This is a genomic window from Paenibacillus sp. G2S3, assembly GCF_030123105.1.
Taxonomy (GTDB): domain Bacteria; phylum Bacillota; class Bacilli; order Paenibacillales; family Paenibacillaceae; genus Paenibacillus_AQ.
In genome coordinates, this window is the sequence record NZ_CP126095.1 from 738235 (window position 1) to 750314 (window position 12080).

General features: G+C 45.6%; 13 protein-coding genes. 10 read left to right on the forward strand and 3 right to left on the reverse strand.

Annotation, left to right across the window (positions count from 1 at the left end; all coding sequences use genetic code 11):
• Window positions 1-100: 100 nt before the first annotated feature.
• A complete protein-coding gene (gene ilvA / locus QNH28_RS03325; RefSeq protein WP_042184762.1) occupies window positions 101-1363 on the forward strand; it encodes a threonine ammonia-lyase IlvA in 1263 nt (420 codons plus the stop codon).
• A 97-nt stretch (window positions 1364-1460) separates the two neighbouring features.
• Here the strand turns inward: ilvA and QNH28_RS03330 are convergent, their stop codons facing one another.
• Window positions 1461-2402, reverse strand: coding sequence for a hypothetical protein (locus QNH28_RS03330; RefSeq protein ID WP_283910154.1), 942 nt, complete (start codon window positions 2400-2402; stop codon window positions 1461-1463).
• Window positions 2403-2449: 47 nt separating this feature from the next.
• Window positions 2450-3220, reverse strand: coding sequence for a DUF1129 family protein (locus QNH28_RS03335; RefSeq protein ID WP_283910155.1), 771 nt, complete (start codon window positions 3218-3220; stop codon window positions 2450-2452).
• A gap of 74 nt (window positions 3221-3294) precedes the next feature.
• Between QNH28_RS03335 and QNH28_RS03340 the strand changes: the two genes are divergently transcribed.
• The 8 genes from QNH28_RS03340 (at window position 3295) to corA (ending at window position 10841) form a co-directional block, all read left to right on the forward strand.
• Entirely contained in the window at window positions 3295-3498 is a 204-nt protein-coding gene (locus tag QNH28_RS03340) for a hypothetical protein (protein WP_283910156.1), read from the forward strand.
• 126 nt (window positions 3499-3624) lie between these two features.
• Window positions 3625-3768, forward strand: a complete 144-nt coding sequence (locus tag QNH28_RS03345; RefSeq protein ID WP_283910157.1) for a hypothetical protein — start codon at window positions 3625-3627, stop codon at window positions 3766-3768.
• A 666-nt stretch (window positions 3769-4434) separates the two neighbouring features.
• Window positions 4435-5265, forward strand: coding sequence for an alpha/beta hydrolase family protein (locus QNH28_RS03350; protein ID WP_283910158.1), 831 nt, complete (start codon window positions 4435-4437; stop codon window positions 5263-5265).
• 85 nt (window positions 5266-5350) lie between these two features.
• On the forward strand, window positions 5351-6127 hold the full coding sequence (locus tag QNH28_RS03355; RefSeq protein WP_283910159.1) for a DODA-type extradiol aromatic ring-opening family dioxygenase: 777 nt from the start codon (window positions 5351-5353) through the stop codon (window positions 6125-6127).
• Between the two features lie 243 nt (window positions 6128-6370).
• Window positions 6371-7468 (forward strand): DUF3048 domain-containing protein, encoded by a 1098-nt coding sequence (locus QNH28_RS03360; protein WP_283910160.1) that lies wholly within the window; start codon window positions 6371-6373, stop codon window positions 7466-7468.
• Window positions 7469-7670: 202 nt separating this feature from the next.
• Window positions 7671-8288, forward strand: a complete 618-nt coding sequence (locus tag QNH28_RS03365; RefSeq protein ID WP_149647570.1) for a DUF47 domain-containing protein — start codon at window positions 7671-7673, stop codon at window positions 8286-8288.
• A gap of 13 nt (window positions 8289-8301) precedes the next feature.
• Window positions 8302-9294 carry an inorganic phosphate transporter gene (locus QNH28_RS03370; protein ID WP_076300202.1) on the forward strand — a complete coding sequence of 331 codons (993 nt, stop codon included), beginning with the start codon at window positions 8302-8304 and terminating at the stop codon, window positions 9292-9294.
• 587 nt (window positions 9295-9881) lie between these two features.
• A complete protein-coding gene (gene corA / locus QNH28_RS03375) occupies window positions 9882-10841 on the forward strand; it encodes a magnesium/cobalt transporter CorA (RefSeq protein WP_283910161.1) in 960 nt (319 codons plus the stop codon).
• Window positions 10842-10860: 19 nt separating this feature from the next.
• Here the strand turns inward: corA and QNH28_RS03380 are convergent, their stop codons facing one another.
• Window positions 10861-11427 carry a tyrosine protein kinase gene (locus QNH28_RS03380; protein WP_283910162.1) on the reverse strand — a complete coding sequence of 189 codons (567 nt, stop codon included), beginning with the start codon at window positions 11425-11427 and terminating at the stop codon, window positions 10861-10863.
• Window positions 11428-11789: 362 nt separating this feature from the next.
• Between QNH28_RS03380 and QNH28_RS03385 the strand changes: the two genes are divergently transcribed.
• Window positions 11790-12080: a YerC/YecD family TrpR-related protein gene (locus tag QNH28_RS03385; RefSeq protein WP_019913624.1), complete on the forward strand. Its 291-nt coding sequence runs from the start codon at window positions 11790-11792 to the stop codon at window positions 12078-12080.

Genomic DNA, 12080 nt, shown 5'->3' on the forward strand with positions numbered 1-12080 from the left:
AAATTGTATTGCTTCCAGCGGACAATGCTTGAAAAAATGTCTTTGGGAGAGTATGTTTACAAGAAGTAGAATGAATAGATGATAGTGAGGCGAGAGGGTTATGAGAGAAGAGGAAGACCGAATCGTAGGAATGGAAGATATCGTACGGGCTCATCACGTACTGCGGGAGGTCATCATCCGGACTCCACTACAGCGTGACGCCGTACTATCGGCCAAGTATGATTGCGATGTATATTTGAAGCGTGAGGATTTACAGATTGTCCGTTCTTTTAAAATCCGCGGAGCTTATAATATGATTCGTAGTTTATCCGCAGAAGATAGAGCCAAAGGTATTGTCTGCGCGAGTGCAGGAAACCATGCACAAGGTGTTGCCTATTCCTGTAAGGCACTTGGAATTAAGGGCAAGGTATATATGCCAAGCACAACACCTAATCAGAAGGTTAAACAAGTACGACGGTTCGGTGGCGAATTTGTTGAGGTCATTCTGAAGGGCGATACCTTCGATGATGCTTATGATGAAGCGCTGCAAGCTTGTATAGATCATGGAATGACTTTGATCCACCCGTTTGACGAGCCGAGAATTATTGCAGGCAATGGAACAATAGCGATGGAAGTAATGGAGAATCTGGACCATCCTGCGGATTTTATGTTCGTAACGATTGGTGGGGGCGGCCTGGCAGCAGGAATAGCCACTTATGTGAAGACGGTAAGTCCATCCACTAAGCTGATTGGCGTGGAACCGCTTGGTGCTGCTTCAATGACTGAAGCGATCAAGCTTGGAGAAGTGGTAACGCTAAAAGAAATCAACAAGTTCGTGGACGGAGCGGCTGTAAAGCGCGTGGGCGGACTGACTTATGATATTTGTTCCCGACATCTGGATGACATCGTGATGGTGCCTGAAGGCAAGGCTTGTACCACCATTCTGGAGCTGTATAACGAGAATGCTATAGTGGTTGAGCCAGCGGGCTCCTTACCTATCGCAGCACTTGATCAATACCGTGATCAAATCCGCGGGAAGACGGTCGTCTGTATCATTAGTGGGGGTAACAACGATATTGACCGTATGCAGGAGATCAAAGAGCGGTCACTGATTTACGAAGGCTTAAAGCACTACTTCATGGTGAACTTCCCACAACGGGCAGGTGCCCTGCGTGAATTCTTGGACGAAATCCTCGGTCCAGAGGACGATATTACCCGTTTCGAGTACATCAAGAAGCATGATAAAGAGAATGGTCCCGCGCTTGTAGGCATAGAGCTATTGTCCATTGAAGCTTATGAACCACTTATCGAACGGATGCAGCAGAAGGGTGTAGATTATGTAGAAATCAATAAGGATTCCAATCTCTTTAATATCCTTATTTAATTTCTTTCATCACTTTAATCATTTCGTTAATGAACATAGAAAGGCCCGTCCCAGAATGAATTGGGGCGGGCCTTTTGTAGTTGTAGTAGCATACTTACTAGAGTGGCAAGGTAGTCTTACGGTACTGCTCGACTTCGTCAGTTAGTTTATAATCTTTATCCTTCATCAATTTCATGAAGTTATCTAGTTTCTGCAGGAATGGGCTGCTGTCGTTATTCTTGGTCAAAATGCTGGAGTAGGCTTTCTGCGCCTCCAAGTCCATTTCAAGATTGTCATAGTGGAAAAGGGGCGTGTTGTTCTGACCGTAGAACGTATTGTTAACATAAATGGAATATAAGGATTTTACGGCTGAAATTCGGTTAGATTTCGGATAATTTTGAATAAATTGCTCTTGAGCCAGTGCGCGTGCAGCTACATCGGTCCAACCAATGACTAGCCCGTTGTCCTTGGAGGAGGGCAGATCAGACTCCGTGGCCATAATAGAAATATAAGAACTGATATCATTAGTAACGTAAAGCTTATATTTGCGATAAGCTCCATAATCGATCACAGGGAAAAAAGTACCTTCCGCAGTCTCCAGTTTATATCCACTTTCACTGGCACTCTTTAGTAGTGTGCGCAGTGTGAGATCCTCTGTGGTCTCAGCAAGCGTCTTCATACTTGCGTCAGCCTTATAGATGGCGGTGAGCTTCCGCTGGACATTGCTGGTACTGAATTTGCTCTCCCACGCCGGAAGCGCCGCCTTATGCAAATTCTCAAGCTTCAGTGTCATTATCGTGGCACGATACGAACCTACCGCATACATATTGGCGTTCAAATATTTTATAGCTTCGGGTAACTTGTTAGAGGAAGACAACAACGGCAGTGCAGCTTTATAGATAGCCTCGGCATGATTATTGTTAGCTGTCAGGGGATTTGCCTTAGCGCCTCCTACAGGAGGGCTGACAGCGCCTTCAGCGTGAATCGTTCCTATAGGCACAGCGCCTAGCCCCAAAGTCACTGCTAGAACAGAATAGAGAATGTATTGCTTCTTATTCATGAAAGATCCTCCTGTCTATCGGATGGAATGCGGGTGAAGCATGACTACTATTTTTTGAAAAATATAAACTTTAGTCCAATTGCCCCAATCAGGGAAAGAATTAAGCTTACCCACGGGGATAATGTGATGACGGGAAACAAACGGTCGAGGTACAAGCCAATGAATACGGCAACTACGGCGATTCCGATATAGACGCCAAGGCCCTTGATATCAAAGGGTTTGGCTTTAGGCGCATCACTCTCAGACAAGGATGTCATCCATTTCATAATAAGCTCAATCAAGATAATGGAACCTGCCCCCACAGCGAAGAGTGTGAAGAGGCTAATCTGTCCGAACATCCCGGGTGATCCGTTAGTCCATTGCAAGAAGAGTCCACCTATAGCTAAGATTCCGAACAGACAGGTTAGAGCCGCGAAGGGAATCATCAAGTAATAGTTCCATTTGCTGCGCGCCGGGCGTGTGGGAACGCTGTCTATGATCTCTTTAAAATAATCATCTGGATTGTCGCCAAACACTTGTTTAGCATTTTTGCCTTTCTTTTGTTCTTTCAGAAGCAGCTTGGCTGCATCCAGTAAAAGTTCTTCAGCGCGGAGAGCTTCTACCTTACTGGCCCGCATCGTTAGGATCATATCTTCAAGATAGGATCGATTAAAAGGCGTCATCTGCTCGCGCAGGGCGTTATTTTCTTTAATCATATCTTTCACTTTCATAATTTGGATGTAAACCTCCAGTAGTGTAATCGGTATAGTCTTTAACCTAGAGTATACGTTTGCCTGATAGGTCTGCGCAAGGACAAGCATTTCTATTTTCCTATGCATAATCCTTTTATAAGAGTGAACACTGATAATGTTGTTGCTTGATCAATATAGCTTTGGGAAAGGTTGGGAGCTTTATGGAACATGAGAACAAGAAAGAACAGGAAAGTGTCATGGGCAACGGTTTCGAGCCTACGCCCAATCATTCAATGGGCGATTGGGGCGGTTCCGATGGATTCAGCATGTGGGATTCCACGGAAGAAGCGGCAAAAGAGGGCCTGCTTAACGATTGGGAAGGCAGTCAAGAAACCCATGGGATGTTTAACGACAGCTATGATTGATTGACGACCCTGGAAGCTCATCATGATAAAAACAACAGAACAGCGATCCTCCGTTTACTGGGGGTTCGCTGTTTTGTGTTTTTGTGAGGGGGAATTGGTTCAAATCGTCGGAAACGCTGGAACCGCATGAATGAGGGAACATTGATGTGCTGGATCCCTGGAATGTTAGAGTGCCGGACTGCGGGAACACGGGAACATTGGATCACGGAAACAGTAGAACACGGAAACAGTAGAACATTGGAACACGGAATGACACCAACTGCAAACTGAAAAACCTCTACCCGCCACCCGTCAAACTACAAACCACCAACCACCAACCACCAACCACCAACCACCAACCACCAACCATCAACCACCAACCACCAACCACCAACCGCCAACCGCCAACCGCCAACCGCCAACCCCAACCCTCCAAGTACCCGAGAACCTCTGGTTGTCGTAAGCCTACACTTAAGTTTTCGGACTCAGAAGACGTTATTTGCGAATTTATCGTCTTTTAGGCAGGGTTTCGGACCCAAGGGACGCTATTCCTCGAAAAGAGGCCATATTTGCTATTTTTCAGGGCAATAGCGACCATGGGGTCCGATAGTATTCAAAAAGTGGGTTAAAGCTGCGAATAGGGTCAGCTGAGTCCGCCAAGCTGCTTGATCCGCATAAATGTTATCTAAACCAAAGGAGGGGAGTGTTTAGATCAAAAGGTAGGACCAGGAGGTAGGAGCAAAAGGACGACGTGGGTGTCTGGAGTCATGATCATGACTTACGGAATAACTGATTTGTTATACTGACCAGTGTTCAATACTCTCCTCAGATGATTAGGAATTGTCCCGTTCCTGTTGACAATATGAACGAAATATTTATAATAAGAGTATAATTCACACTAAGTTAATCGGAATTCTATTAAATTAAAATAATGATTAAATATAGGAGGTTACGGCAATGGAACGGAATATTGTAATTCGGCATAACGGCGAAGAATTGACAGCGAGCATCCATTATCCAAGTAAAGAGAAGGGAACTTCCACACGTTGCAAGGACAGATTACCATTAGCCGTAATTTGCCATGGATTTGTGGGTAACCGGATTGGAGTCGATCGGATATTTGTCAAAGCAGCTCGTGAGCTGGCGCAAGACGGATATATGGTCATTCGATTTGATTATGTGGGCTGCGGTGAGAGCAGCGGTAATTACGGCGGAGAGGATATGGAGTCGATGATCGCTCAGACTAGAGCGGTGCTTGATTACGGAATTAGCTCTGCCGATGTGGATCCACAGCGTGTGACGCTTATTGGCCACAGTCTGGGTGGAGCGGTTGCGCTTCTGACAAGTATTCGTGATCGCCGCGTGAAGAATCTTGTGCTGTGGGCCTCCGTGGGTTACCCCTTCAATGATATTGTGAAGATCGTAGGGCGGGAGGCGTATGATCGATCGGTGAAGAATGGATCAGCGGATTATGTAGGCTATTCGTTCACGCCGGTATATTTCAATTCTTTGGCGGCCTTCCAGCCTTTCCAAGAGGCTAGTAAGTTTAGCGGGGATGTACTCGTCATTCATGGTACGTCTGACGATGTCATCCCCGTGGATTATGCTTTCCTTTATCAAAAATTATTCTGGACGCGTCCTGAAGGACGTTGCGATAAAGAAATTATTTTTCAAGGCGATCATACCTTTTCGTCTGGTCCAGCACAGCAGCAACTGCTTAAACGGACAAGAGAGTGGATGAACGAGCAGGAGCATGTGCAGACAGAATGGCAAAATTGGATGATATAGGTGATGGACTTTACTCGCAATAACTTGCAATAAGCGGTAAAATAAAGATGCACACCATATACTGGGTTATGGAGGTTGGCATCCTATGAAATTACCGTCATTTTTTATCGCGCACGGTTCTCCGCTCCTCGCACTAGAGGATAACGAGTATACCCGTTTTCTGGAGCGGCTTGGTCAAGAACTAGAAGCACCGCGGGGTATAGTAGTATTCTCAGCGCATTGGGATAGCCCTGAACAGCTACTCACCATGGATGAGAAGCACGAGACTCAACATGACTTCTACGGATTCCCTGAAGAAATGTACACGCTGACCTATCCAGCCCCGGGCGATCCAGCTCTAACCAAGCGGATTTCCGAGCTCTTTAAGAGTAACAATCTTTCACATCAGCCCGTTCTGGGGCGAGGACTCGATCACGGAGTCTGGGTAATACTGAAAAAAATGTTTCCGAAAGCCGACATTCCGGTAATTGCTTTATCCGTCGATTCACTGCGTTCTCCCAAGGAACAGTACAATATCGGGCGGATGTTAGCCCCTCTGCGTGACGAAGGCATACTGCTGATAGGAAGCGGTGGACTTGTTCACAATTTGCGGATGCTTAATGAAAGTGATCAGCCTGAAGAGTGGGCGCTTGAATTCGATGCGTGGATTGCCAAGGGATTAGAATCTTGGGATTTACCTTCACTGTTTGCTTATGAGAAAAAAGCTCCGCATGTTCGAGATGCGGTTCCATCTTACGGAAGAGAGCATTTCGCACCTCTCTTTTATGCGATGGGAACAGCGGATGGCAGTAGGAAGGCAGAGCGGATATTTCAAGCGTATCAATATGGGACATTAAGCCTCAATTGCTGGAAGCTAGACTAAATGGATAAGATACACGCAGGGTGCAGCCGGAGATCGGCTGTGCCCTTTTTTAAAATATAAGAAAGTAAAAGTTTCACGCTATGCATTATCCTTATATTTCTCGCTTAAACGTATATCGTCCTAATAAGGACGCTGAAGTCGATTACACTTGATGCAAGCGGATCAAGACAAATGGGACTGGCTGTGATTAAATGGAAGAAACCAGTTAAGATACATAAAACGTTTAGGAGGAACTACAAGCTTATGAAAGTAAACTGCTCTTCTTCCCGTCTATTATCTGCCCTTGTACTAAGTACCCTATTGCTCTCCGCTTGCGGAACAGAGAGTGCAAATAATGTAATTGCCCCGACACAGCAACCTACAGCAGATCCCGCGCCAATTGAAACGATCCAGCCATCGCCTACTGCAGATCCATCTGCTGAACTCGTTTCGGGATTAACAGGTCTTCCGGTTTCTGAAAACAGTCTCCCACGTCCCTTAGCGGTTATGATTAATAATGCTCCAGCGGCCCGGCCACAGTCGGGGGTGAGTGAAGCGGATATTTTATATGAGATCCTTGCTGAAGGTGGCATTACGCGGTTGATTGGTATTTTTCAAAGTCATACTGGAGTGGTCAAAATCGGACCGATTCGCAGTATCCGTCCTTATCTGCTCGATATTGGCGAGAGCTACGGTGGTGTGACGGTGCATGCCGGGGGGAGCCCCGCGGCTTATGCCATTTTGCAAAAAGAGAAAAAAGCAGATATGGACGAGATCGGTCGTGCCGGAGCCTATTTCTGGCGGGACAAAACACGTAAAGCCCCTCATAATCTCTACAGTAACGCAGCGAAGCTGCGAGAAGGCTCCGAGAAGCTTGGCTATGAGAAAAGCGTGAAGGTGCCGGGGTATCTTTTTAACAATCCAGATTACATACCGACAGGCGGAGAGCAGGCCGCAGAATTTAGCGTAAACTTCTTACTTAAAAGCTATAATATTGACTATAAATACGATACTCAGAACCAGACCTATCAGCGTTACGTGAATGGTAAACCACATCTGGATCTGAATAACAATAAGCCAGTAGAAGCTGCAAATGTGATAGTGATGGGTTCCGATCATAAAGTGCTTGATGATGTTGGAAGACTTCAGGTTGATGTGGAGCTAGGTGGAGAAGCGTTGCTTTTTCAGCGGGGACAGGTCACGAAGGGCAGATGGTCGCGTGAGCCAGGTGATGTGATCCGGTTTGTGAAGGATGGTAAAGAAGTGTTGATGTATCCAGGAATAACCCATATTTTGGTGGTCCCTAATGCGCCTTCATTTAGCAGTCATGTGGTATATGGCGGGGCAGATAGTGCAACCTAAGAAAGTCGGAATATCCAGTGTTATACAGATTTGTGTTCGGAATTATGGGTAAGTGTTAATAGAGTGTAAAAAAGTTCATTTCTATAGCTTCTATACCTTCTACGGATATGTTAAGATAACAAGGGTTGTCATTCATTTTCATGCTTTTTACATATGGGTGGCTCTGTACTCACGGTAATATTATGTAAAGGGGTTTAAAACAATGAAGTTGAGAAAAAAGGACATATTCTTTGAGACGCTAGAAAATATGGCGGATACCATTGTCCAAGCAGCAGACTATTTTGCTCAGAATATCACTGATCTTCAGAATAATGTCGATAATTTCGCTGCAGAGATGAAGAAGTACGAATCCCAATGTGATACTTACACGCACACCGTAATTAAGGAATTGAACAAGACGTTTATTACGCCACTTGAGCGTGATGACATTATGGATTTGATTACAAGCATGGATGATGTCATTGATGGCTTGGAGGCATCTGCCTCACGTTTCTATATGTACAACCTGTTAGACCCGGATGAATACATTGTACAATTCGCCGAAATTCTTCGCCAATGCGCCTATGAAATTCAAAAAGCAGTTCATTTGCTCTCCCAGAAGAAGCTACTGGCCATTCGTGAATATACGATCCGTCTAAATGACCTTGAGAATCAAGGGGACGAAGTCCTTCGTATTTGTACCAAAGCTCTATTTGAAACCGTTAAGGACCCGATTGAGCTGATTAAGCGCAAGGAATTATATGAGCGACTCGAGACCACTACAGATAAATGTGAAGATGTAGCCAACATGTTGGAATCGATCATCATGCGCAACTCATAAGGGGTACTAGAATATGGAAACATCGATATGGATTCTTGGAATTGTTATATTTCTCGCGCTTGCGTTTGACTTTATTAATGGTTTCCATGATACGGCCAACGCAATTGCTACCTCTGTCTCTACACGTGCGTTAAAACCTCGAACAGCTATTATTATGGCGGCACTGATGAACTTTGTCGGAGCTTTGATGTTTACAGGCGTAGCTAAGAAAATTGGCGGAAGTATCACAGACCCCACGTTGCTGGAAAATGGTCTGGATATCATAATAGCCACGCTGATTGCTGCGATTATTTGGAATTTGATCACCTGGTGGCTCGGAATTCCGTCCTCCTCCTCTCATGCACTGATCGGCGCTTTGGCTGGTGCAGTATATGTGGGTGCAGGTTCGTCGCATATAAACTGGGGCGGATTTGTGGAAATTGTCGAGGGCTTGATCTTCTCGCCAATTATTGCATTTGTTATCGGTTATATCATCATGACAGTCCTGAAATGGATTTTTGCAAAGCGTAGTCCACATACGGTTAATAAGGGCTTCCGTTCCATGCAGGTTGTGACGGCGGCATTACAGTCGTTTACACATGGTACGAATGATGCGCAGAAGGCGATGGGGATCATTACCTTTGCCCTCGTTACATCAGGACGCCAAGAGACTATGGATGTAATCCCTCTATGGGTTAAGATTGCTGCGGCTACGGCTATGGCACTCGGTACCTCCATTGGTGGCTGGAAGATTATCAAGACCATGGGTACGAAGATTTTCAAAATCGAGCCGATCAACGGCTTCGCGGCTGATATTTCCGCGGCTTCCGTTATTTTCTCAGCAACACTGCTGCATTTGCCAGTCAGCTCGACACATGCGATCACTTCAGCGATCCTGGGTGTTGGCTCCGCAAAACGCTTCTCTGCTGTGAAATGGGGAGTAGCTGGACGTATTGTAGTCACTTGGTTTATTACGATTCCAATCAGTGCGGTATTAGCAGGTCTGATTTTCAAAATCATTTTTTAAATCCCTTTAATAAAAAGATGTCAGTTAGCCTTTGGCTGCGGACATCTTTTTTTGTTGTTTGGGTGGTGAGGGGAAAGAGCGGTATAAATCCCTTAGAATTAGCTAAGTTACGTCGAAGAAGCATAAAGAGGGGTATAAATGCCCTAGATTTGCAGAGTCTAGCTCGTACAACCGAGAGTGGTTAAAGCTTGGATAAGGTGTTTATGAGTTTATGTCTGGACGTAGCTTTTTGTGCATCTGTCGAATCAAGGCGGCGGGTTAGAATTTAAACTAACTAATCATTAATCAAATCACTCGATACGATTTGATTAAGTACGGTGACAACCCAACCCTATTTACTCTATCCATTCTATCCCCGCCAACTGAGGAGCATCGTTATATACACTATGAGCCGAATGATCAGAGGGAGAAGAGGATGAACGATACTTACTAAAGAGTATTCCATCCTTTCCGGAATGGGACACTATAGAGTAATGGAACCTCAGAGCTACGATTCCTCGACTGAGATTCTTTTTTGTTATTTTTGGAAGAGTCGTCTTCTTGCGGTACAATAGATGCGTGGAAGAAGATGAAGCGGAGGAACATTTATGATACGTACACTTGCGGTGACGCATACAGGTGAGGTGCTGACAGACATACCTTTGCAGGATATCCGGCGGGAGGATTATGCATGGATATGGGCAGATTTTGCTACACCTACGGCAGAGGAGACATTGCTGCTGGATCACTATTTTCATTTTCACCCTTTGGCGATTGAGGACTGTATGCATGTGCTGCAGCGGCCAAAGCTGGATCATTATGAGGAAGTGCAGTTTTTTGTGCTGCACGCGCTGAATGAAGAGACGCTCGATGCTGAAGAGATTGACCTTTTTTTGAGCGCGAATTACCTCGTGTCCTATCATCATCAGGAAAAAACAGAGATGAATGAAGCCTGGGAGCAGGTGAAGCGTGAAATACATAGTCGTAAAGGCTGGTCGGGTGGTCCCATGGCGGCTGCATATACAGTAATGGACAAGCTGGTAGATAAGTATTTTCCATGCCTCTACAGTTTAGAGGACGAGCTTGCCGATCTGGAGAGCAATGGCGGCAGTGAGTCAGTGGAGGATTTGATGAGCCAAGTGTTTGGCCTGCGTGGAAGGCTGCTCAAGATGCGGCGGACAATTGTGCCTATGCGCGATTTGATGTATCGGATCGTGAATTCACAGCATGTCCAGAGTAACGGTGAGGAACGAATTTATTTTGGCGACATCTATGACCATTTATTAAAGTTGTCCGATATGATTGAGGCTGACCGAGAAATGACCGCGGATCTGCGTGATAGTTACATTTCTCTCAATTCCAACCGGATGAATTCAATTATGAAAACATTAACAGTAATCACCACCGTATTCATGCCGCTGACACTGATCGCCGGGATCTATGGGATGAACTTTGTGGTGATGCCTGAACTCGAATGGAAATATGGTTATTTTGGGGTTCTGCTGTTTATGCTGGTAGTGGGCGTTAGCATGTTCAGATGGTTCCGGCGCAGTGGATGGTTTAAATAAAAAAATAAAAACGTCACCGCTATTTGCGGCGACGTTTTCCAGTAGAGGGAGTAGAGCGCCGGCGTGTGGTTGTGGTTTTGGACGATTTGCGACGCCCAGAGGTGGAGCGTCTTTTTTTGCGTCGACTTGGGCTGAACAGCGCGGCATCTTCTTCGGCTGCTAATGCACCTGCTGCACCTTTTCCTTTTCCGAAGCTACCCATAAAAAGCTTAACCATTGGGGCCATCTGTTGAAAACCAGACATCACCTTTTGTACCTTACCCATAGAGTTTACGATCCCGTCAATGCCGCCCATCCGGTCGATCAGGCCTTTGATTTGATCCATATTCCCGGCGATTCCTCCACCGCCGCCTAAGCCGCTAAGTAAACCGGCAAGCCCACCGCTGGCTTTTGTTGTGGCTTCAGCAGCAGGAAGCGCTAGCGCCGTTTCAGCAGCAGCTTCTGCTCCTATAGCGGGAAGGATTCCGCTCTCTACTGGGAGGGATGAAGGTGCATATGGACTGAGGCCGGGGTAGGCAGAGGCATTATAAGAATCGCTCAGCGAACGCTGATTCCGGCGGGAATGATTATAGTAATGATCAGGCATAATATCACATTCCTTTGTTAGTGGTTTGCTATACTGTATGTCATGGGCGAACATACGGTATAGACGAATGCCCGGGTTACCCGGGATAGGAGCGGAAAAGGGCGAATGCCTATAATCGTCTTTAAGAAGTGAAAAAAGCGTGTACATGCTTGATTTTCGGCGCTTATGTAGTACTATAGTGTAGGTGCTATTTTCTTAGGTACGGAGAAACAAACGTAGGTTGGTTCATTATTAGTGTGCGTCAGGGGTGGACGTTTGTCCGTCGATTTCGCTCTTTACAGCGTGAAATCGTTAATGCTTGAAAAATGCGCTCCAGTGCAATATAGTAGAGCAAGAAAGACACATTAGGGGATGATAATCTTATGCAGCTGAAGAAGCTAAACGATAAAAGTATCGACCAATTATTTGAAGCTATTTTAACGTTAAAAAATATGGAAGAATGTTACGTGTTCTTTGATGATTTGTGCACTGTGAACGAGATTCAATCGCTGTCGCAGCGACTGGAAGTAGCGCGTATGCTCGGCAAAGGCTCGACCTACAACCAGATCGAAGCAGAGACGGGTGCAAGCACAGCTACGATATCCCGTGTAAAACGTTGCCTGAACTATGGCAATGATGGTTATAAATTAACATTGGAACGTTTGGGACGCTAA

Excerpts from the sequence above, each read along its gene's own strand:
- ilvA (WP_042184762.1), top strand. The coding sequence starts at position 101 with ATGAGAGAAGAGGAAGACCGAATCGTAGGAATGGAAGATATCGTACGG.
- QNH28_RS03330 (WP_283910154.1), bottom strand. The coding sequence starts at position 2,402 with ATGAATAAGAAGCAATACATTCTCTATTCTGTTCTAGCAGTGACTTTG.
- QNH28_RS03335 (WP_283910155.1), bottom strand. The coding sequence starts at position 3,220 with ATGCATAGGAAAATAGAAATGCTTGTCCTTGCGCAGACCTATCAGGCA.
- QNH28_RS03340 (WP_283910156.1), top strand. The coding sequence starts at position 3,295 with ATGGAACATGAGAACAAGAAAGAACAGGAAAGTGTCATGGGCAACGGT.
- QNH28_RS03345 (WP_283910157.1), top strand. The coding sequence starts at position 3,625 with ATGAATGAGGGAACATTGATGTGCTGGATCCCTGGAATGTTAGAGTGC.
- QNH28_RS03350 (WP_283910158.1), top strand. The coding sequence starts at position 4,435 with ATGGAACGGAATATTGTAATTCGGCATAACGGCGAAGAATTGACAGCG.
- QNH28_RS03355 (WP_283910159.1), top strand. The coding sequence starts at position 5,351 with ATGAAATTACCGTCATTTTTTATCGCGCACGGTTCTCCGCTCCTCGCA.
- QNH28_RS03360 (WP_283910160.1), top strand. The coding sequence starts at position 6,371 with ATGAAAGTAAACTGCTCTTCTTCCCGTCTATTATCTGCCCTTGTACTA.
- QNH28_RS03365 (WP_149647570.1), top strand. The coding sequence starts at position 7,671 with ATGAAGTTGAGAAAAAAGGACATATTCTTTGAGACGCTAGAAAATATG.
- QNH28_RS03370 (WP_076300202.1), top strand. The coding sequence starts at position 8,302 with ATGGAAACATCGATATGGATTCTTGGAATTGTTATATTTCTCGCGCTT.
- corA (WP_283910161.1), top strand. The coding sequence starts at position 9,882 with ATGATACGTACACTTGCGGTGACGCATACAGGTGAGGTGCTGACAGAC.
- QNH28_RS03380 (WP_283910162.1), bottom strand. The coding sequence starts at position 11,427 with ATGCCTGATCATTACTATAATCATTCCCGCCGGAATCAGCGTTCGCTG.
- QNH28_RS03385 (WP_019913624.1), top strand. The coding sequence starts at position 11,790 with ATGCAGCTGAAGAAGCTAAACGATAAAAGTATCGACCAATTATTTGAA.